General features: G+C 62.5%; 17 protein-coding genes. 6 read left to right on the top strand and 11 right to left on the bottom strand.

The annotated features are described in order from the left end of the window. Positions 1 to 19: 19 nt before the first annotated feature. The 3 genes from ASD63_RS16490 to ASD63_RS16485 form a co-directional block, all read right to left on the bottom strand. Positions 20 to 2,545 (bottom strand): methyl-accepting chemotaxis protein, encoded by a 2,526-nt coding sequence (locus ASD63_RS16490; RefSeq protein ID WP_034800805.1) that lies wholly within the window; start codon positions 2,543 to 2,545, stop codon positions 20 to 22. 354 nt (positions 2,546 to 2,899) lie between these two features. Then, a complete protein-coding gene (locus tag ASD63_RS35685) occupies positions 2,900 to 3,046 on the bottom strand; it encodes a hypothetical protein (protein WP_089044690.1) in 147 nt (48 codons plus the stop codon). A 235-nt stretch (positions 3,047 to 3,281) separates the two neighbouring features. After that, positions 3,282 to 4,466, bottom strand: coding sequence for an NAD(P)/FAD-dependent oxidoreductase (locus tag ASD63_RS16485; protein ID WP_034800802.1), 1,185 nt, complete (start codon positions 4,464 to 4,466; stop codon positions 3,282 to 3,284). A 123-nt stretch (positions 4,467 to 4,589) separates the two neighbouring features. Between ASD63_RS16485 and ASD63_RS16480 the strand changes: the two genes are divergently transcribed. From ASD63_RS16480 to edd, 5 genes are all read left to right on the top strand, one after another. Further along, positions 4,590 to 6,026: a glutamine synthetase family protein gene (locus ASD63_RS16480; RefSeq protein WP_034800800.1), complete on the top strand. Its 1,437-nt coding sequence runs from the start codon at positions 4,590 to 4,592 to the stop codon at positions 6,024 to 6,026. A gap of 15 nt (positions 6,027 to 6,041) precedes the next feature. Then, positions 6,042 to 7,328 (top strand): FAD-binding oxidoreductase, encoded by a 1,287-nt coding sequence (locus ASD63_RS16475; RefSeq protein WP_034800797.1) that lies wholly within the window; start codon positions 6,042 to 6,044, stop codon positions 7,326 to 7,328. Between the two features lie 96 nt (positions 7,329 to 7,424). After that, positions 7,425 to 8,900 carry a glucose-6-phosphate dehydrogenase gene (gene zwf / locus ASD63_RS16470; protein WP_034800796.1) on the top strand — a complete coding sequence of 492 codons (1,476 nt, stop codon included), beginning with the start codon at positions 7,425 to 7,427 and terminating at the stop codon, positions 8,898 to 8,900. An 8-nt stretch (positions 8,901 to 8,908) separates the two neighbouring features. After that, positions 8,909 to 9,607: a 6-phosphogluconolactonase gene (gene pgl / locus ASD63_RS16465; RefSeq protein WP_034800794.1), complete on the top strand. Its 699-nt coding sequence runs from the start codon at positions 8,909 to 8,911 to the stop codon at positions 9,605 to 9,607. 195 nt (positions 9,608 to 9,802) lie between these two features. Continuing rightward, positions 9,803 to 11,623, top strand: a complete 1,821-nt coding sequence (gene edd / locus ASD63_RS16460) for a phosphogluconate dehydratase (protein ID WP_034800791.1) — start codon at positions 9,803 to 9,805, stop codon at positions 11,621 to 11,623. A 40-nt stretch (positions 11,624 to 11,663) separates the two neighbouring features. Here the strand turns inward: edd and ASD63_RS16455 are convergent, their stop codons facing one another. From ASD63_RS16455 to ASD63_RS16425, 7 genes are all read right to left on the bottom strand, one after another. Further along, on the bottom strand, positions 11,664 to 12,047 hold the full coding sequence (locus tag ASD63_RS16455) for a GFA family protein (RefSeq protein ID WP_234798730.1): 384 nt from the start codon (positions 12,045 to 12,047) through the stop codon (positions 11,664 to 11,666). Between the two features lie 77 nt (positions 12,048 to 12,124). Further along, entirely contained in the window at positions 12,125 to 12,532 is a 408-nt protein-coding gene (locus tag ASD63_RS16450) for a hypothetical protein (protein ID WP_034800789.1), read from the bottom strand. A 228-nt stretch (positions 12,533 to 12,760) separates the two neighbouring features. Continuing rightward, a complete protein-coding gene (gene ugpC / locus ASD63_RS16445; protein ID WP_034800786.1) occupies positions 12,761 to 13,849 on the bottom strand; it encodes a sn-glycerol-3-phosphate ABC transporter ATP-binding protein UgpC in 1,089 nt (362 codons plus the stop codon). Between the two features lie 49 nt (positions 13,850 to 13,898). Beyond that, a complete protein-coding gene (locus ASD63_RS16440) occupies positions 13,899 to 15,557 on the bottom strand; it encodes an alpha-glucosidase family protein (RefSeq protein WP_034800784.1) in 1,659 nt (552 codons plus the stop codon). 22 nt (positions 15,558 to 15,579) lie between these two features. Further along, positions 15,580 to 16,725 carry a carbohydrate ABC transporter permease gene (locus ASD63_RS16435; RefSeq protein ID WP_034800782.1) on the bottom strand — a complete coding sequence of 382 codons (1,146 nt, stop codon included), beginning with the start codon at positions 16,723 to 16,725 and terminating at the stop codon, positions 15,580 to 15,582. A 1-nt stretch (position 16,726) separates the two neighbouring features. Beyond that, positions 16,727 to 17,740 carry a sugar ABC transporter permease gene (locus ASD63_RS16430; RefSeq protein ID WP_034800780.1) on the bottom strand — a complete coding sequence of 338 codons (1,014 nt, stop codon included), beginning with the start codon at positions 17,738 to 17,740 and terminating at the stop codon, positions 16,727 to 16,729. A gap of 192 nt (positions 17,741 to 17,932) precedes the next feature. Continuing rightward, a complete protein-coding gene (locus ASD63_RS16425; RefSeq protein WP_034800777.1) occupies positions 17,933 to 19,291 on the bottom strand; it encodes an ABC transporter substrate-binding protein in 1,359 nt (452 codons plus the stop codon). A 294-nt stretch (positions 19,292 to 19,585) separates the two neighbouring features. Between ASD63_RS16425 and ASD63_RS16420 the strand changes: the two genes are divergently transcribed. Then, positions 19,586 to 20,617, top strand: coding sequence for a substrate-binding domain-containing protein (locus tag ASD63_RS16420; RefSeq protein ID WP_034800775.1), 1,032 nt, complete (start codon positions 19,586 to 19,588; stop codon positions 20,615 to 20,617). 48 nt (positions 20,618 to 20,665) lie between these two features. Here ASD63_RS16420 and folD read toward each other — a convergent pair whose 3' ends face one another. Next, the gene (folD, locus tag ASD63_RS16415) at positions 20,666 to 21,565 is read right to left on the bottom strand and encodes a bifunctional methylenetetrahydrofolate dehydrogenase/methenyltetrahydrofolate cyclohydrolase FolD (RefSeq protein WP_034800773.1); all 900 of its coding nucleotides are present in this window, start codon (positions 21,563 to 21,565) and stop codon (positions 20,666 to 20,668) included. Between the last annotated feature and the right edge of the window lie 16 nt (positions 21,566 to 21,581).

Below are 21,581 nucleotides of genomic sequence, written 5' to 3'. Positions count from 1 at the left end.
AAACCGTCTACCGCACGCCTCAGGCCGCCCGGTAGTTGTCGTAGTCTTCCGCCGCCGGCTCCAGCCGGAACTGCTCGACCAGCATCATCAGCGTGTCGGCCTGGTTTGAGAGCGCGCGGCTCGTCGCCGTCGCCTCTTCCACCATCGAGGCGTTCTGCTGCGTCATCTGGTCCATCTGGTTGACTGAGCCGTTGACCTCGTTGAGCGCCACGGCCTGGTCGCGGCTGGCAGTCGCGATCATCTCGACGTGCTGGCTGACCGTGACGATCTGGGCGCTGATCGAAGCCAGCACTTCGCCGGTTTCCTTGACCAGGTGCGAGCCGGCATTGACCTCGTTGGTCGACTTGTTGATCAAGCCCTTGATCTCGCGCGCAGCTTCTGCCGAGCGCTGGGCCAGTTCACGCACTTCCTGGGCGACGACGGCAAAGCCCTTTCCGGCTTCACCCGCCCGTGCCGCCTCGATGCCGGCGTTCAGCGCCAGGAGGTTGGTCTGGAAGGCGATGTCGTCGATCACTTCGATGATTTGCTCGATCTGGCGCGAGGCCTCCTCGATGCGTCCCATGGCGGCGATCGCGTTGGTGACGACGGTCGCCGAGCTATCGGCGCTGCGTTTCGTCTGGATCACCGCATGGTTGGCTTCGCCGGCACGCTCGGCCGAGGAACGGACGGTGACGGTGATCTGGTCGACGGCGGCCGCCGTCTCTTCGAGGGAGGCGGCCTGGGCCTCCGTGCGCTTCGACAGCGAATCTGCCGCATGGTGCATGCTGGAGCCGCTCTCCTGGATCGCCTGCGCATTGGCGCGGATCTGGGCGAGCGTGTCCTGCAGGCGGATCAGCGAACCGTTGAAGTCCTGGCGAAGCTGTTCGAGGCGACCATGGAACGGCACGTCGATCTGGCGCGACAGGTCGCCCTGGGCCAGGCGGCCGAGACCAGCGGCAAGCTCGCTGACGGCAAGATCGATCTGGCGATCGAGCTCGCGTTTTTCCTGGTCGTTGCGGCTACGCTCGATTTCGGCGCGGCTGCGCTGCTCCTCGCTTTCCGCTTCGATGCGGACCTTGGAGAGCGCGTTCTCCTTGAACACGCCGAGCGCACGGGCCATGTCGCCGATTTCGTCGCGACGACCATCGCCATCGATCGTCGTGTCGAGGCGGCCATCGGCGAGACGACGCATCGCCGCGGTGATCTGACCGATCGGCTTCTTCAGCGTCAGCGTCAGCGCGATGCCGGCCAGAAGCGCGATGACGACGCCGGCAACGGTGGCGGCAACCGAGATCTGGTTCGCCTCGTTGCGCTCGGTCCCGGCGGCAACCTTCTGCTGTTCGGCAAATTCGGTGAGATCGGTCCAGATCTGGTTGATCGATTGTCCGGCGGCGTCGAAGTCTGCGGTGCGCTTGACCGTGATTTCGACGAGCGCTGCGGCATCCTTCTTCATCGCGGTCAGGATCGGCATCAACGTGTCGGCGATCTTGTCGAAGGATGCGCCGTCGCTTGCGACACCGCGAAGCGTCGCCATGTTCTGCTGAACGGCAAGCGACTTGTCGAGCAGCTTCTGGCGATTGCCCTCGTTCGTCTGCCCCATGAAGGTGGCGGCGGAAATCTGGATATCGGTGATCGACGACGACAGCCTACGGGTAGCGGTCAGAACCGATTCCGTCGTGACGATCTGTTCGTCGAGTTCGGCGAAAATCCGCGTGGCGTCGCGCATCTTGCCGACGGAAGCCGCTTCCAGGCGGAAGCTCGCAGTGCGGAAGCGGTCGACATATTTGGAAATGCCGGCAAGCGTTTCCGGTCCGGCGGGCGCCTTCAGGATCGAGCCGATCTCGCTCGAAGCCGAGGTGATGGTCTCGGTGAGCGACTTTTCGTCCTTCGGCAGCAGGCGGAAGATGTCACGCTCGGTGCGGCCGATCATCGGGAAGCGTTCCTTGACCGCCTTCAGCTTCTCCTCGACGGTGATCGCCTTGCTCACTTCGGTGCCGAACTCGTTGAAGAAGCGGCTTGCGCGCATCAGCTTTTCGGCTTCGCGCAGCATGGTCTTGGCGGCGTTCTCGCTCTTGCGAACGGCGTATTGCAGGCGGTTCGACTCTTCATTGATCTTGGCGCGCTCGATCAGCAAGGCGTCGAGGTTCGAGCTCATTGCCGTGCGCAGGTCCTGCTCGCCAACGTGCAGCGTCCAAAGGCCGCCGATGCGCGCTTCGATGTCGCTGGTCGCCGCGATCGCCGCCTTCAATTCGTCCTGGCCGTTCTGGCCGGCAACCTGTGCAGCGGTATCGGCGAGCACGTCCTTCTGCGCCGAGATCGTCGATTGCACGGCATCACGTGTTTCTTCGGTGGTCGAATGCAGGAAGGCGTTCATGCCCGCATAGACATCCTTGAAGCCGCTCAAGGTCTGCAACACGCTGTTGGAAATCTCCATGCGTCCCTGAAGCAGGCCGGATGCATAGAGGCCGGTGATACCGACGGCACAGATGCTGACGACGAAGGGCAGGATGAAAAACAGCACCTTCGTCTGGATCTTGAAGCGGGCAAGAATTCTATCGATGAACATGGAAAACACCTTGGCTCGCAGCTCGCATTCGCCTCCCCCGACGGCTCACTACGTCTTCGCACTCAACGACAAGGCGTGAATGTGCGAACGATCGAGAGCCACCCGATGCGCAAACAGGCTGATGTTTTTCGAAAAATCATGCGGCGCACACCGCCAGTCCGTCGGCAATCATTGCGGATCCACGGCGCCACTCCTCGGCAACGTGAACCTGACGAAACTCACATCGTCACACTATCTGTTTTGAACGATTAAAATTTGTATAAGCGCGTTCCGCCCGCGACAGAAAATCCGTAGGCGTGCGCGGACGCGTCAAATGCGCCCGAGAGACGGCCGCTCAGGGCCGATCCCCTGAACTCAGAACCAAAGAGCCGGGAGGGCTGCGAGGGCAGCAACGGCAAAGAATGCAATCAAGGCGAGGCGCGTGAGCACGGCCTTCTGCTGACGGCTTTCATCGGTGCGGGCGATCGCGATGGCGCGGGGACGGCGGCGGATTTGGTTCATGGCATCCTGTCCTTGTCACATTGACCGGCAACGTTCGGTCCGGATGACCCCGCATTGCCTGTCACAGTTATATTGCAGCCATGCCGTGGCGGAAGAAAGTCAAAAAATTAGAAACAGTGTTATTTCCGTTTACGCGACAATCCGATCCACCAACTGCCGGCTGTGCCGACAAGGATAAAGGTTCGGCGAGATACATTAACAATCACTGAAGCTCGATCCGCCAAAAGCGGGGAGATCAGGCGTCCTGGCCGGCCGCAAAGCCCGATGCCCAGGCCCATTGGAAATTGTAGCCGCCGAGCCATCCGGTCACATCGACGCACTCACCGACAAAATAGAGCCCCGGCACCGCCTTGGCCTGCATCGTCTTGGAGTCGAGCCCGTTGGTATCGACGCCGCCAAGCGTAACTTCGGCCGTCCGGTAGCCTTCCGAACCGGCTGGCTTGATGGTCCAGGCCTGGATCGAGGTAGCAAGCTGATTGATGGCCTTATCCGAGAGGTCGGCAAGCTGGCGCCCGGTCAGCTTTGCGCCGTCGGCGAAAAACTGTGCCAGCCGCCGCGGCAGGATATCGCCGAGCGCCGTCTGCACCGCCTGTTTGCCGTGGGTGCGGCGGATTTCTTTCAGGATCGCGGCAATGTCGATGTCGGGCATCAGCCTGAGCACGATCTCCTGCCCTTCGCGCCAATAGGAGGATATCTGCAGGATCGCAGGGCCGCTCAGGCCGCGATGGGTGATCAGCACCGCCTCGCGGAACGCCGTCTTGCCGGACCGCGCTTCCGCATCTGCGGCGACGCCGGCCAGTTCCCCGATCGCTTCGAGCTGCGCCGGGTCGAGCGTCAGCGGCACGAGACCGGGCCGCGTTTCAATGAGCCCGAGACCGAACTGCTCGGCGATCCGGTAGGCAAGCCCGGTCGCCCCCATCTTCGGGATCGACTTGCCGCCGCTGGCAACGACCAGCGACTGCGCATCGATCGGCCCCTCGCCCGTCATCACGCGAAAACCGGCGCCATGGCGCTCGACACTCTCGATCGCCGTTTCGAGGCGAAGATCGGCATGCACGTCACGCATTTCGGAAAGCAGCATCTTGATGATGTCTTTCGCCGAATGGTCGCAGAAGAGTTGGCCGAGGGTCTTTTCGTGCCAGGCTATGCCATGCTTTTCGACAAGAGCCAGGAAATCGCGCGGGGTGTAGCGCGCCAGCGCCGACTTTGAGAAATGCGGGTTGGTCGACAGGAAGTTCTTCGGTCCCGCATGGATGTTCGTGAAATTGCAGCGGCCGCCGCCGGAGATGCGGATCTTTTCGCCCGGCGCCTTGGCATGGTCGAGCACGGCCACGCGGCGGCCGCGCTTGCCCGCCTCGATGGCGCACATCATGCCGGCGGCACCGGCGCCAATGATGACCACATCTGTCTTTTCAGCCACCAAACACTCCGCTCGTTTGTCCTTCCATTCCGGGGGCAAAGCAGAAAGTCAATGATCAAGCCCATCTAGCCAATTGCCAATCTGTGGTTATGATGCGCTATCCGAAGCCAAAACCGGTGATTTATGCCCTCCAAGAGAAGTGCTGCCCAACAAACAACGAAAATCAGCAAAACTTCGAAAATACCTCCCGCCCTCCACTCCCTCCGAGGTGTAAAGACCTGGAAGGAAGCCACGGACTGGCTCAAGATCCGCGGCATCGAAGACGTCGAATGCATCACGCCCGATCTTGCCGGCGTTCCGCGCGGCAAGATGATGCCGACCTCGAAGTTCACCTCCAATACCTCGCTGGCGCTGCCGTCCGCCGTCTATCGCCACACGATCTCGGGCGAATATCCAGACGAAACCGGCCAGTTCCGCTACGATTCCCGCGACAGCGACATCAAGCTCGTGCCCGATCTCTCGACCCTTTCGGTCGTGCCCTGGGAGACCGACCCGACGGCGCAGGTGATCTGCGACATCGTCGGATCGCAGGGCGAACAGATCAGCTACACGCCGCGCAACGTGCTGAAGCGCGTGGTCGATCTCTACAAGCAGAAAGGCTGGAAGCCGGTCGTAGCACCCGAGATCGAATTCTACCTCGTCGCCACCAATGACGATCCGGATTATCCCCTGCATCCACCGAAGGGCCGCTCCGGTCGCTCGATTCTCGGCGGCCAGGGCTATTCGATCGCCGGCATCAACGAATTCGACGAACTGATCGACGACATCTACCACTTCTCGGAGAAGCAGGGTCTCGAGATCGATACGCTGATCCACGAAGAAGGGCCGGCGCAGCTGGAGATCAACCTGCGCCATGGCGATCCGATCGAGCTGGCCGACCAGGTGTTCCTGTTCAAGCGCACCATCCGCGAGGCGGCGCTGAAACACGGCATCTACGCCACCTTCATGGCGAAGCCCATGCAGGGCCAGCCGGGCTCGGCGATGCACATTCACCAGTCGGTGGTCGAGATCAACACCGGCCGCAACCTGTTCTCCAACCCGGACGGTTCCGCATCGAAGGAATTCTTCCACTTCATTGGCGGCATGCAGCACTATGTGCCGCGCACGCTTGTGATGATGGCGCCCTATGTGAACTCCTTCCGCCGACTGACGCCCGACATGTCGGCGCCGGTCAACACCGCCTGGGGTTACGACAACCGCACCACCGCCTTCCGCATCCCGGTGTCGGAGCCGGTCGCCCGGCGTATCGAGAACCGGCTGCCGAGTTCAGATGCCAATCCCTATCTGGCGCTCGCGGCCTCGCTTGCCTGCGGTTATCTCGGCATCATCGAACAGCGCGAACCGACGGCGCCGACCGAGGACACGGCCAACGAGGGCGAGATCGACTTGCCCCGCGGCCTGCTCGAAGCCGTGGCCCTACTGGAATCGGCACCGTCGCTGGCCGAGGTGCTGAGCCCGGAGTTCATCGCCATCTATGCCGGCGTCAAACGCGGCGAGTTCGAGACCTTCATGCAGGTCATCAGTCCCTGGGAACGCGAATTCCTGCTTCTCAACGTCTGACCTCAGAGGTTCTCCATGTCCTGGCAAAGCCCGATCTCGCCCGGTTACTCCTGGTATGAGGCGACGGTTCCGGACCGACCGGAGTATCCGGCCATGCCGGGATCGCGGAAAGCCAATGTCGCGATCGTGGGCGGCGGCTATACGGGATTGCAGGCGGCTTACAACCTTGCCAAGCAAGGCGTCGACGTCACCCTGATCGACGCCTGCCGCTTCGGCGACGGCGCCTCTGGCCGCAATGGCGGCCAGTTCGGCACAGGTCAGCGCGCCTGGGCGGATGAGACGGAGGAAAGCCTCGGCCATGAGCGGGCGCAGGCACTGTTCGACATGGCCGAGAACGCCAAGCGTTACGTGCTCGACTTCGCGAACGGGAACGGGATCGACATCGAATTCGTGCCAGGCCAGCTCTCGGTCGGGCACAAGCAAAGCCTCGAAAAAGACTATCGCGACCATGCCGAAGCGATGGCGGCGCGCTTCGGCTATCCGCATCTGACTTTCATGGAGCGCGAGGAAACAGCAAGCCGGCTCGGATCGAACCACTACCACTTCGGCATTCGCGATGCCGGCACCGGCCATATCCACCCCATGAAGCTGCTGGTCGGCCTTGCGAAACAGGCAGCGCTTGCCGGCGCCAACCTTTTCGAGCAGACCAGGGCCCTGAAAATCGACCGCCAGGGTGGCGCGATCGTCATTGCCACCGACCGCGGCACCATCACCGCCGACCGCGTTCTCGTCGCCTGCAATGCCTATATCGGCAACCTGGAGCCGGTGAGCGCCAGCCACGTCATGCCGATCCGTTCCTTCATCGGCGCGACGACGGTGCTTTCGGACCACCCTGATGTCATTCCCGGCGGCGAATCGGTCGACGATTCGCGCTTCGTCGTGCGCTACTTCCGCAAGTCGCGGGATGGTCGGCTGCTGTTCGGCGGCCGCGAAGCCTATACGGCCGACAATCCGCGCGACATCTCCACCCATATCCGCCGGCAGATCAGCGAGATCTACCCGCAGCTCGCCAATGTCGAGATCACCCACGCCTGGGGCGGCTCCGTCGGTATCACCATGCCGCGCACCCCCTTTTGTCGCGAGGTCATGCCGGGCGTCACCTCGATCGGCGGCTATTCCGGCCACGGTGTGATGCTCTCCAACTATTGCGGCAAGCTCTATGCGGACCTGGCGCTCGGCAAGGGCACCGAGCTCGACCTCTTGAAGGCTCTGAAAATCCCGGCTTTTCCGGGCGGAACCCGGTTCCGCTCCGCCCTTCTCTTCTTCGCGCTTAGCTGGTACGCATTACGCGACAGGTTTTGAAAAACGCTTGCGGCGGCATTTTATTGCGCCGCACTCTAGCGCCTTTAAATCGATTAGATTATATGTGCCCCTGACCTGAACAGATCGAGATATCCCATGAGCAGCCAGATCATCCCCGTCGAACCATTTGACTATGTGGTGTTCGGGGGCACCGGCGATCTTGCGGAGCGCAAGCTGTTGCCGGCGCTCTATCACCGCCAGTTGGAAGGCCAGATCACCGAGCCGACGCGCATCATCGGCGCCTCGCGCGCGGCGCTCAGCCATGAGGACTATCGCAAGTTTGCCGTCGATGCTCTGAAGGAACATCTGAAGGCGGAAGAGTACAAGGAAGAGGAAGTCGCGAAGTTCGCTGCACGCCTGTTCTACGTCTCCGTCGACGCCAAGTCCGACCAGGGTTGGGACTCGCTGAAGAAGATCCTCGAAGAGGGCAAGGAGCGCATCCGCGCCTTCTATCTCGCCGTCGGCCCTGCGATCTTCGGCGACATCTCCGAGCGCATCCGCGATCACAAGCTGATCACCAAGAACACCCGCATCGTCGTCGAAAAGCCGATCGGCCGCGACCTCGCCTCTGCGACCGAACTCAACGACACGATCGGCAAGGTTTTCCGCGAAGAGCAGATCTTCCGCATCGACCACTATCTCGGCAAGGAGACGGTGCAGAACCTGATGGCGCTGCGCTTTGCCAACGCGCTCTACGAGCCGCTGTGGAACTCGGCCCATATCGACCACGTGCAGATCACCGTGTCGGAAGCCGTCGGGCTTGAAAATCGTGCCGGCTACTACGACAAGGCCGGCGCGCTGCGCGACATGGTGCAGAACCACATCCTGCAGCTCGTCTGCTTCGTCGCCATGGAAGCGCCGACCTCGATGGACGCCGAAGCGGTGCGCGACGAGAAGCTGAAGGTTCTGCGCGCGCTGAAGCCGATCACCTCGTCGAATGTCGAGCAGGTGACGGTGCGCGGCCAGTACCGCGCCGGCGCTTCGGCCGGCGGCCCGGTCAAGGGCTACCTCGAAGAACTCGAAGGCGGCGTTTCGAACACCGAGACCTTTGTGGCGATCAAGGCGGAAGTCAGCAACTGGCGCTGGGCCGGCGTGCCTTTCTACATCCGCACCGGCAAGCGCCTTGCCGGCCGCATGTCGGAAATCGTCATCACCTTCAAGCAGATCCCGCATTCGATCTTCGACAGCAATGCCGGCCGCATCTCGGCCAACCAACTGGTCATCCGCCTGCAGCCGAACGAAGGCGTGAAGCAGTCGCTGATGATCAAGGACCCGGGCCCGGGCGGCATGCGCCTGCGCAGCGTCTCGCTGGACATGAGCTTTGCCGAAGCCTTCGCCGTGCGCAATGCGGATGCCTATGAGCGGCTGCTCTTCGACGTCATCCGCAACAACCAGACGCTGTTCGTGCGCCGCGACGAGGTCGAGGCCGCATGGAAGTGGGTCGATCCGATCCTGAAGGCCTGGGAAGAAACCGGGCAGCAGGTTCAGGGCTACACCGCCGGCACCTGGGGTCCGAGCCAGTCAATTGCGCTGATCGAGCGTGACGGCCGGACCTGGAACGACGCGATATAGGTGCGCCGATGACGTCTAAGCTTCATACATTCGAAAACGGCGCAGCACTGGCGCAAGGCCTTGCCGATGCGGTCAGCAGCGCTCTTGCTGCCGGTGTCGCCGCACGCGGCTCCGCAAGCATCGCCGTCTCCGGCGGCTCCACGCCCAAGGCATTCTTCCAGGCGCTTTCGAAGAAGGACATCGCCTGGGACAAGGTGACGGTGACGCTGGTCGACGAACGCTTCGTGCCGCCGGAAAGCGACCGCTCCAACCACGGCCTCGTGGCGGCCAACCTGCTTCAGGACAAGGCCGCTGCAGCAACTTTCCTGCCGCTCTACCAGGCGGCCCCGACAGCGGAGGCCGCGGCTGATCTCGCAAGCCGGGAAACGGCGAAGATCGGTGCACCGTTCGACGTGGCGATCCTCGGCATGGGAACGGACGGGCACACTGCATCGTTCTTCCCGGGCGGATCGCAGCTCGCGCGCGCCATCGATCCGGCAACGCCGCGCGGCGTGATCACGATGGAAGCCGAGGGTGCCGGCGAAACCCGGCTGACCTTTACTTTTGCCAGCCTCCAGGATGCGCGGCTTCTGGTGCTGCACATCGAAGGCGAAGGCAAGAAGACGGTTCTCGCCAAGGCCGAAGAAGCTGGCGACGAGAAGGACATGCCGATCCGCGCGATGCTGCGCCGCGCCGCGTCGCCGGTGCAGATTTACTGGGCGCCGTAGATCGGAATGATGTTGGGCCGAACCGGCCCGATAGGAACTTTGGAGACACGTTCAGCCGGTGGCGCGCTCCCGTCGGAATGGACAGGTGTTTCTGAGAAACGCCGGGACGCGGCTTGCGCTCTCCCAAGCTCGCCGCGCTCCGGACGATGACTGGATGAAGATGAGGAGTCTGAAGACTCCGGAACAGGATTTGTCATGTCCGCCGATTCCCGCATTGCCTCGATCACGGCTCGCATCGTCGAGCGCTCGAAACCCCACCGCGAGCCCTATCTCGATCGCGTCCGCCGGGCGGCATCGAGCGGTCCGCATCGCAGCGTGCTCGGCTGCGGCAACCTCGCGCATGGATTTGCGGTCTGTTCCCCCGCCGAGAAGGTAGCGCTTGCGGGCGACCGCGTGGCCAATCTCGGCATCATCACCTCCTACAATGACATGCTTTCGGCGCATCAGCCGTTCGAGACCTATCCGGCGCTGATCCGCCAGGCGGCAAGCGAGGCAGGGGGCGTCGCACAGGTTGCCGGCGGCGTGCCGGCCATGTGCGACGGCGTCACGCAGGGGCAGCCGGGCATGGAGCTCTCGCTGTTTTCCCGCGACCTGATCGCCATGGCCGCCGGCGTCGGCCTGTCGCACAACATGTTTGATTCCACCGTCTATCTCGGCGTCTGCGACAAGATCGTGCCGGGCCTCGTGATCGCAGCGCTCACCTTCGGCCACCTGCCGGCGATCTTCGTTCCCGCCGGACCAATGACCTCGGGCCTACCGAACGACGAGAAGGCGCGGGTCCGCCAGTTGTTCGCCGAAGGCAAGGTCGGCCGCGACGAACTGCTCGAGGCGGAATCCAAGTCCTACCACGGACCGGGAACCTGCACCTTCTACGGCACCGCCAACTCCAACCAGATGCTGATGGAGATCATGGGCTTCCACCTGCCCGGCGCTTCCTTCATCAATCCGGGCACGCCGCTGCGCGACGCGCTGACCAAGGAAGCCGCTAAGCGGGCGCTGGCGATCACCGCCATGGGCAACGAGTTCACCCCGGCGGGCGAAATGATCGACGAGCGCTCGATCGTCAACGGCGTCGTCGGCCTGCATGCGACCGGCGGCTCGACCAACCACACGATGCACCTCGTCGCCATGGCGCGGGCTGCCGGCATCGTGCTCACCTGGCAGGACATTTCAGAGCTCTCGGACATCGTTCCGCTGCTGGCCCGCGTCTATCCGAACGGGCTTGCCGACGTGAACCACTTCCACGCCGCCGGCGGCATGGGCTTCCTGATCAGCCAGCTGCTTCGCGCCGGCCTGCTGCACGACGACGTGCGCACCGTCGTCGGCCAGGGGCTCGACGCCTACAAGATCGACGTCCGGCTTGGCGCCGACGGCAATGTCGAACGCGTGCCGACGCCGAAGGAAAGCGCTGACCCGAAGGTGCTTGCGACCATCGATCAGCCGTTCCAGCATTCGGGCGGCCTGAAAATGCTGACCGGCAATCTCGGCAAGGCCGTCATCAAGATCTCTGCCGTCAAGCCGGACCGTCACATCATCGAGGCGCCAGCCAAGATCTTCCACGACCAGGCCGAGCTCAATGCCGCCTTCAAGGCCGGCAAGCTCGAGGGCGACTTCGTCGCCGTCGTGCGCTTCCAGGGCCCGAAGGCCAACGGCATGCCGGAACTGCACAAGCTGACGACCGTGCTCGGCATTCTGCAGGACCGCGGCCAGCGCGTCGCCATCCTGACGGACGGCCGCATGTCGGGTGCGTCCGGCAAGGTGCCGGCGGCAATCCACGTGACGCCGGAGGCCAAGGACGGCGGCCCGATCGCCCGCATCCAGGAAGGCGATATCGTCCGCATCGACGCTGTTGCCGGAACGATCGAGGTGTTGGTCGAGGACATCGCACTCAAGACACGTGTGCCCGCGCATGCGGATCTGTCGGACAACGACTTCGGCATGGGCCGCGAGCTGTTCGCGCCGTTCCGCGCGATCGCGGGTGCGGCTGATCAGGGCGCCAGCGTTCTCTTCCACTGACATAGAAAAGCGCCGCTCCCGTTGGGGCGGCGCTTGGTCTTCAAACGATCGTGAAAAGCTCAGGGCAGTGGCCCGGGGAACATGTCGTTGCGCCCGTCATAGCGCTCGATTTCCAGCGTGAAGACATCAACCCCTCGATGCAGCGCGCATTGATCGAGATCTTGTTATCCGGATAGCCGCTGCGCATGATCGGGGTCGAACAGGTCGGGCAGAAATGGTGCCCCTCGTTGACGCCGCGCCAGATGTAGCTCGACAGGCGACGCTTTTCGGTCAAGAGCTTTACCTTTGCGGCGTCCACCTTCCAGTGCAGAAAGCCGGAGCGCCGGCAGGTCGAGCAGTTGCAGTCGACGAGACCACCAAGCTCTTGGTCGACTTCGACGGCGATATCGCCGCAATGGCACGAAAGCCGATAGGGTCGCTGCATGGTTCAGGTCCGAATCCGTTGATTGAGACCACAACCATCCATTGAGCGCGGTGGAGCCGTCAAGCCCAGCATGGCACTCAGCGGTAGATGTCGAGCGTCCGGTTGCGGTGGTTCGGATGGCTGCTGTAGACGAAGATACGATTGAGGTCGCGGTCGGTCAGCATGCGCAGGAAGCGCGCCTCGATGACGTTGTTGGCATGCACCCGCTTCAACAGGCAGCCGACCATCTGGATGCGTGCGCTCGGGATATCCAGGTAGAAATTCTGTGGCAGCTGGTACTGCGTGAGGATGCTGATCAGCGCGCCGCTTTTCGAAAGCTTGATGATTTCGCAGCGACGAGAGCTCAGTTGCGTCATGCCCTTCTCAGTGTATTCGATGCGCGCCTCGTTTCGCGTGTCCTCCATCGGGAAACTGGTCTCCCGATCGTACATGAAGGACTCTTCCTTGTTCAGGAAGTGCTGCAAGACAGGTGCCGCGCCGTTCATCGAAATGCCTTTCCATATCCCCTTTTGATACAGACTAGCGGCAGAGATTTAACAGACGGTTGGTCCGACGACCGGATGAAAAACCGCCCGGCAAAAACCGGGCGGAGCAAGTTCGTGACCAGGAATCTTGGTTACGCAATCCTCAACGCAAAGCCGCTTCGCACGTTTCCTTGGAAGTAGGCCGCAACTCCGGACGGAAAACCGCTTCGCACTTTTCCTGCAATTGCTTCAGACGCGGTAGCTGCGGCCCTCGTCGTTGAAGAGGTGTAGCTTGGCCTTGTCGGCCGTGAAGCGCACCTTGTCGCCGCGGTGAACCGGCAGGATGCCGGGGATCTTGGCGATGATCGGCTCCTTGTCGACGAGACCCTCGATATAGAGCAGGGTCACTTCGCCGAGCGCCTCAACGATCGAGATCGTGCCTTCGAACAGGAAGTCGTCGCCTATCGAGACCTGCAGGTCTTCCGGGCGAACGCCGAAACTCGCAATCTTGCCGTTCTGCGAGGAGTCGGTCGGGATATCGAGCGTCACGCTCTTACCGCCGGTCAGCTTCACCGTCGTCTGCGCGCCGGTCGCCGTGATCGTCGAAGGGATGATGTTCATCGCCGGCGAGCCGATGAAGCGCGCGACGAACAGATTGGCCGGACGCTCATAGAGTTCGAGCGGCGGGCCTACCTGCTCGATGTGCCCCTGCGACAGCACGACGATGCGGTCGGCGAGCGTCATTGCCTCCACCTGGTCGTGGGTGACGTAGATCATCGTCGTGCCCGCCATCTGTTCGCTGAGCTTGGCGATCTCGATGCGGGTGGCGACACGAAGGGCCGCGTCGAGGTTCGAGAGCGGCTCGTCGAATAGGAAGACCTTGGGGTCACGGCAGATGGCGCGGCCGATGGCGACGCGCTGTCTCTGCCCGCCGGAGAGCGCCTTCGGCAGACGGTCGAGATACTTGGTCAGCTGCAGGATATCGGCGGCGTTGCGCACGCGACGGTCGATCTCTTCCTTGCTTTCCTTGGCGATCCGCATGCCGAAAGCCATGTTGTCGTAGACGGTCATGTGCGGATAGAGCGCGTAGGACTGGAACACCATGGCGATGCCGCGCTTCGACGGGGGCACGGTGTTGACGCGCTCGCCGTCGATGAACATATCGCCGCCAGTGATCTCCTCGAGACCGGCAATCATGCGCAGAAGCGTCGACTTTCCACAGCCGGACGGGCCGACGAAAACGATGAACTCGCCCTGCTTGATGTCGAGATTGATGCCGTGGATGACATCGACCGCGCCGTAGGACTTGCGGATATCTTTAAGCAGCAGACCCGTCATTGCACCCTCCTCTTCGGTTCTTCCCGTCTATCTCTGTTGTCATCTGCCTTCACACCAGCCGCGCGAAGTAGGCGCCCCAGGCCGGCAGATGCACCGTTCCGTTCTTGACCTCGGACACGAAGCCGTGCCCTTCCAATGCAGCCACCGGCTCGTTCGGCAGCGTGGCCGCAGCCGGCACGCCGCTCATGTTGAACAGGCAGAAAAGATTCTCGTTGCCGTGGCTGCGCACGAAAGCAAGCACCGAGCCGTCCGTGCTCAGGAACTCGATCTCGCCCTTGGCAAACGCCGGATACGCCTTGCGGAAATGCAGGAAGCGACGGTAGTGCTCGAGCACCGAGGCCGGATCGCCCTGCTGCGCCGACACGGCGCGGGCGAGATGTTCGGCCGGAACTGGCAGCCAGGGTTTTGCGCTGCCGAAGCCGCCATTGACCGTGGCACCGTCCCAGACCATCGGTGTGCGGCAACCGTCGCGACCCTTGAAATCCGGCCAGAACTGGATGCCATAGGGATCCTTCAGGTCTTCATAGGCAAGCTCGGCTTCCGACAGCGCCAGTTCCTCGCCCTGATAGATGCAGACCGAGCCGCGCAAAGACATCAAAAGGCTCGCCAGCAGCTTGGCGTGGGCGTCGCGGTCGGCCACGCCTTTCCCCCAGCGGCTGACATGGCGCACGACATCGTGGTTGGAAAACGCCCAGCAGGCCCAGCCCTCGGGCGCGGCCTTCTGAAAATTCCTCAGAACCTCGGCGACAGTCGCCGGTGTCAGCGGATCCGGCGCCAGGAATTCGAAGGCGTAGCACATCTGCATCTTGTCGCCGCCGGAGGTATATTCGCCGGCGATCTCCAACCCGCGCTGGCTGTCGCCGACTTCGCCGACCGCAGCGATCGCCGGGAACTCGTCCATAACGGCGCGGAAGCGCTTCAGGAACTCGAGGTTCTCCGGCTGGTTCTTGTCGTAGAGATGTTCCTGATAGTTGTAGGGGTTGACCGCCGGTGCGGTCTGGGCGTTACGGCGCTCCGGCGCCAGCGCCGGATTGTCGCGCAGCTGCTTGTCGTGGAAATAGAAGTTGATGGTGTCGAGGCGGAAGCCGTCGACGCCGCGCTCCAGCCAGAAACGCTCGACGGCCAGCAGTGCATCCTGCACTTCCGGATTGTGCAGGTTGAGGTCCGGCTGCGAGGTCAGGAAGTTGTGCATGTAATATTGCAGGCGCGTCGGATCCCACGCCCAGGCCGAGCCGCCGAAGATCGACAGCCAGTTGTTGGGCGGGGTGCCGTCCGGCCTGGAATCAGCCCAGACGTACCAATCAGCCTTCGCGTTCGTCCGGCTCGACCGACTTTCGACGAACCAGGGATGCTGGTCCGACGTGTGCGAGAGAACAAGGTCGATCATCACCCGGATGCCAAGGCGGTGCGCCTCGGCTATGACCGCGTCGAAGTCGGCAAGGCTGCCGAAGATCGGGTCGACATCGCTATAGTTGGAGACGTCATAACCGAAGTCCTTCATCGGCGAGGTGAAGAACGGCGAAATCCAGATTGCGTCGGCACCGAGGGCGGCAATATGCGGCAAGCGGGCAACGATGCCCTTGAGGTCACCGATGCCGTCGCCGTTGGAGTCCTGGTAGGAGCGCGGATAGATCTGGTAGATCACCGCGCCGCGCCACCAATCCCGATCGGCCTGCAAAGTGGAAGTGCTCATTTCGGTCATGCTCATTGTCGTCGAAAGTCCTTAGATGTCAGCCGCCCTTGACCGAGCCCGCCAGCAGGCCGCGCACGAGATAGCGCTGCAGGCTGAAGAAGACGATCAGCGGAACGATGATGGTAATGAAGGCGGAGGCCGTCAGGATCTCCCAGTTGCCGCCGCGTGAACCGAGCAAGTTGACGAGCCGGCCGGTCAGAACCAGTTCGTCAGGCCCCGCGCCCAGGAACACGATGGCGACCAGCAGGTCGTTCCAGGTCCACAGGAACTGGAAGATCGCGAAGGAAGCGAGCGCCGGGAAGGACAGCGGCAGGATGATCTTGACGAAGATATCGAAATCGCTGGCGCCATCGACGCGGGCGGATTCCATGATTTCGCGCGGCAGGCCGGCCATGTAGTTGCGAAGCAGATAGATCGCCAGCGGCAGGCCGAAACCGGTATGGGCGAGCCAAATGCCGACATAGGTCTTGGCCGGCACGCCAAAGAAGGCGCCGACGCCGTTATAAAGCTTCAAGAGCGGGATCAGCGACATCTGCAGCGGCACGACGAGGAGGCCGACGACCACGGCGATCAGGATCGCACGGCCCGGAAACGGCATCCAGGCAAGCGCATAGGCCGCGAAGGCGGCGATCATGATCGGGATGATGGTCGCTGGCACGGCGACCGTCAGCGAATTGATGAAGGAGCGGCCGATGCCTTCGGCGCTCAGGACTTCGACATAGTTGTCGAAGGTAAAGCGCGGCGGCGATGATGCGGTGACGAAGACGCGCTGGCCGCGCGATCCCTCCATCTTCTTGTCGGAAACGATCTCGAAGTTGCCGTCGGCCTGAACGGTCAGTTTCTCGCCGTCGTTGAGCTCGGCGGTTTCGCCGGCCCTGAACGCAGTCGGCTCACGGCTGTTGAAGCCGAAGGCGGAGATCTGGCCCGGCTGACCTTCGAGCAAATTGCCGGAGATCACGAACTTGCCGTCGCGCTCCACCTGGCTTTCGGGGCCGGGCGCTCTCACGACGGTGTTCTGCGACGAAGTCGAAAGGGAAGTCCACCAGCCGGAGACGGCAAGCTGGTCCTTGTCGCGCAGCGACGAGATCAGAAGGCCTGCGGTCGGCAGCGTCCACAGTGCGACGATCAGAAAGACCGAGAGGTGGACGACCCACATGAGGGGAGAGCGTGTCGCTGGGTTCATCTCAGTGCCCCTTCATTTCCTTGGCCGCATTGCGGATGTTCCAGACCATGATCGGAATGACGAGGATCATGATGACGACGGCGATCGCAGCCCCTCGGCCGAAGTCGCCGCCACCGCGGAACATCCAGTCGAACATGAGGTTGGCGAGCACCTGGCTCTGCCACTGGCCGTTGGTCATGGCGAGCACGATGTCGAAGACCTTCAGCACCAGGATGGTGATGGTCGTCCAGACGACGGCGATCGTGCCCCAGATCTGCGGCACCATGATCTTGAAGAAGATCTGCCAGCCATTGGCGCCGTCGATGACGGCAGCCTCGATCGTCTCCTCCGGGATGCCACGAAGGGCTGCCGACAGGATGACCATGGCAAAGCCGGTCTGGATCCAGACGAGGATCGCCATCAGGAAGAAGTTGTTCCAGAAGGGCAGCGTGATCCAGGCCTGCGGCGCGGCGCCGAAGGCAACGACGATGGCGTTCAGAAGGCCGATCTGCTCTGCCCCTTCAGGCCGGAAGTCATAGATGAATTTCCAGATGACCGCAGCGCCGACGAACGAGATCGCCATCGGCATGAAGATCAAGGTTTTTGCGATGTTGCCCCACCAGATCCTGTCGGTGAGCGCAGCGATCACCAGGCCGAAGAAGGTCGCAAGCGCCGGGACGACGAGCAGCCAGAGGAAATTGTTGTAGATCGACTGACGGAACTCGCCGTCATTGATCATCCAGGCGTAGTTGCTGACGCCGACGAAATTCTGCCCGGCGCGATCGTGCACGCTGTACCAGAGCGACATGAAGACCGGATAGATGAGATAGGTCGCAAGCGCGAAGAGCGCCGGCGCCAGGAACAGCCACGGCCGGATGGCATTGGTGATCCGCAGGTTCCGCGACGCAACCGCACCGGATTTTCCCTTGGACGGGAAGATCAGGTCGAGGACGAAGCTTGTTCCCCAGAAATAGGCGGCGCAGCCGAGCACACCGGCCAGCATGAACCCCGCAGCAGCGGCAAGCTGATAAAACATGACATGTCCCTCCCCTTCGATGCACGTCCCCGTGCAGGGCTGGCGATTGTCGCCGTTCTCATTGGGGCGCGCGGCGTCTTGCAGGCAGAGTGCGGGAAACGAACGGAGAACCGCATACGCTTCTCCTCGTCCCGCTCTGGCAGCGAACCCGGGTCGGCAACGGGCGGCATTTCTGCCGCCCGTTTTGGGCTGTTACTTGATGGCGTCCCAGGCCTTCTGCACGCCGTCGGCGACGTCGGCCGAGGACTTGCCGCCGACGAAATCGACCATGCCGGTCCAGAACGCACCCGCACCGATCTTGCCGGGCATCAGGTCGGAACCGTCAAAGCGGAACGTGGTGGCGTTCAAGAGGATCTCGCCCTGCTTCTTCAGCGGCGGGTTGCCGTAGGTGTCGACATTGACGCTCTTGTAGGGCGTCAGGAAGCTCGTCTGCGCCATCCAGACTTCATGGGCGATCGGGGTCTTCAGGAACTCGATGAAGGCGCGTGCAGCCGGCGTGTCCTTGGTGATCATCGCCAGCGTGCCGGCGCCAAGCACCGGATTGCCGAGCTCCTTCTTGCTCTCGTAAGGCGGCATGTAGAAGAAGTCGGCGTCCTCGCCGATCTTCGTGCCCTCGGGGAAGAAGGACGGGATGAACGACGCCTGGTGGTGCAGGTAGCACTTCGGCGGCGAGGCAAAGAGGCCCTTCGGGCTGTCGCGGAAGTCGGTCGAGGCAACCGCTGCTGCACCGCCATCGACGAACTTGTCGTTCTTGGCGAACCAACCGAACTCGTCGATCGCACCGACGACGGCCGGATCGGTGAACGGGATCTCGTTCTTCACCCACTTGTCGTAGACGTCGGCCGGCTGCGTACGCAGCATCATGTCTTCCACCCAGTCGGTGGCCGGCCAGCCGGTGGCACCACCGGAGCCAAGGCCGATGCACCAGGGCTTACCGCCATCGGCGGCGATCTTCTCTGTCAGCGCCTTCAGCTCTTCCATGGTCTTCGGCACTTCGTAGCCGGCGTCCTCGAAGTTCTCCGGCGAGTACCAGACGAGCGACTTCACGTCGATCTTGTAGGGGAATGCAAAGAGCGCAGCATTGCCGTCCTTGCCCTTGTAGGTCGACAGATCGACCCAGGACTGACCGGCGGCATAGTTGTCGAGCAGCCACTTCTGGGTTTCGTCGCCGAGCGGCGTCAGGTAGCCCTTGGAGGCGAGATCGGCGATCAGACCCGGCTGCGGGAGGATCGAGATTTCGGAGGGGCTGCCGGCCTGGGTGTCGATGACGATCTGCTGCTCGTAGTTTTCAGACGAGGAGTACTTGATCTCGGCGCCCGTCGCTTCGGTGAAGTAGGCATAGACGCTCTTGAACAGCGCCTCGTCTTCGCCGCGCCAGGGGCCGAAGATCGTCAGCGTCTGGCCCTTGAGGTCGTGGCCCTTCTTGAACTCCTCGAAGCTCGCCCAGTTGAACTTCGTATCTTCGCCCGGCTTGAACTTGAGGTCGGCGGCGCCGGCTGCACCTGCAATCAGGGCAAAGGCGGCCACGCCCAACAGCAATGATCTCTTCACGTTCTTCTCCTCCCAAAGATGAACCCGGATCCCGCCGGGCAGACGACAACGCGCGAAAAATTCAAAGCGCTTTGAGTTCGCTAACAAACCATTGCGACACGCGCGGAGTCAAGAGCTTTCCCATCGCTGTTCTCCATGCGACGTAATTGTGCCCTGCGGTAACGTTTTGCACCGCGCAATAGTTGAATTCCGCTTTGTTGCTCGAAAAACGGATGCTACACAAACCGGAGGGCGCTGGGGCCAAACACCAAAAATCATATGGGTATCCAAAGCGCTTTGAGAGGAATCCCGACCATGGCGGTCAATCTCAAGCAATTGGCGGAGCTGCTCGGCCTGTCACAGACGACGGTCAGCCGGGCGCTGAACGGCTATCCGGAAGTCAACGCCGAAACCCGTCAGCGCGTGCTGCAGGCCGTGCGTGAGACCGGCTACAGGCCGAACCGCGCAGCGCAGCGATTGGCCACCGGCAAGGCCTATTCGATCGGCATGGTCATGCCGATCGCGCCCGGCATCGATTCCGACGTACATTTCGGCGAGTTTCTGGCAGGGCTGGCGGAAGAGGCGGTCAAGCACGACTTCCACTTCGTGCTCAATCCGAGCGCGCCGGAGGACGAGGAGGTGACCTTCCGGCGCCTGGCGGCCAGCGGCAATGTCGATGCGCTTTTCCTCGCCTATATGCGCGCCAACGACCCGCGCATCGCCATGCTGAAATCGCTGTCGATCCCCTTCGTCGTGCACGGCCGGTCGATCGGCGAAAGCCGCGACTATCCGTTCCTCGACATCGACAATACGAGTGCCTTCTACGACGCGACACGGCTGCTTATACAGCTCGGACACCAGCGGATTGCGCTGATCAACGGGCCGGAATATCTGGCTTTTTCCATTCGCCGGAAAAAAGGCATGCTGCGGGCGCTCGCCGAACACGGCCTTTCGCTCGACGAGGCGCTTGTCCAGCATTCGCTGATGACCGACGAGCACGGCTACCGCAGCATGCAGCCCTTCCTGCAGCACGCGCAGCCGCCGACGGCGGTGCTCTGTTCAAGTACGGTGCTGGCGCTTGGCGCTGTCAGGGCGATCAACCAGGCGGGCTTGAAAATCGGCGAAGACATTTCGCTGATCGCCCATGACGACGTCTTGCCGATGCTGAAGCCCGAAAATTTCAGCATCCCGCTGACAACGACACGCTCGTCGCTGCGGGCCGCCGGGGCGCGTATCGCCACACGGCTGATCGGCGGCATCCTGAAGCGCGGCGACTATCCGGAGCAGGAACTCTGGCGCGCCGAACTCATCGTGCGCGCCTCGACCGGACCTGCCCCGCAAAAATGAAAACGCGCCGCAATCGCGACGCGTCTCATCATCCCATATGAGCCAGGATCAGAAGCGCGGCGGCTTGCGGCCGGCCTTGCGATAGGCGGCAATCACGGTGTTGGCCATCAGCATGGCGATGGTCATCGGTCCGACGCCACCCGGCACCGGCGTGATCACGCCTGCAACCTCGGCGGCTTCCGCAAAGGCGACGTCGCCGACGAGTTTGGACTTGCCCTCCCCCTTCTCCGGCGCTGGTACGCGGTTGATACCGACGTCGATGACCGTCGCGCCCGGCTTCACCCAGTCGGCCTTCACCATTTCGGGGCGTCCGACGGCGGCAACGAGGATATCGGCGTTGCGGCAGACGGCGGCCAGATCCTTGGTGCGCGAATGGGCGGTCGTCACCGTCGCGTTGGCGGCAAGCAGCAGCGCTGACATCGGCTTGCCGAACAGGTTCGAGCGACCGATGACGACAGCGTTCAGACCGGAGAGATCGTCGCCATGGGTCTGGCGCACGAAGACCATGGCGCCGGCCGGCGTGCAGGAGACGAGACCGCCTTCGAGATCGCCGGTCGCAAGCTTGCCGGCATTGACGACGTGCAGGCCGTCGACGTCTTTTTCGGGCAGGATCGACTGGATGATCGGCTCGGAATTCAGATGTTTCGGCAGCGGAAGCTGCACGAGGATGCCGTGGATAGAGGGATCGGCGTTGAGCTTAGCCACGAGTGCAGCGAGTTCTTCCTGGGTCGTTGCCTCGGCCAAGGTGTGCTGGACCGACAGGAAGCCGCACTCCTTGGCCATCTTGCTCTTGGAAGAAACATAAGCGTGGCTTGCCGGATCGTCGCCGACGATCACGACGGCGAGACCTGCGCGAACACCCGCATCCGTTTCGAGCGCACGGGTCGCGGCCTTCACGCTTTCGATCACCGAAGCGGCGACCTTCTTGCCATCAATCACAGTCGTCACGGCATGTTCCTCCTGG

The organism is Ensifer sp. Root558, assembly GCF_001427045.1.
Classification (GTDB): domain Bacteria; phylum Pseudomonadota; class Alphaproteobacteria; order Rhizobiales; family Rhizobiaceae; genus Ensifer; species Ensifer adhaerens.
This window is presented reverse-complemented; position numbering and strand designations above follow the sequence as displayed.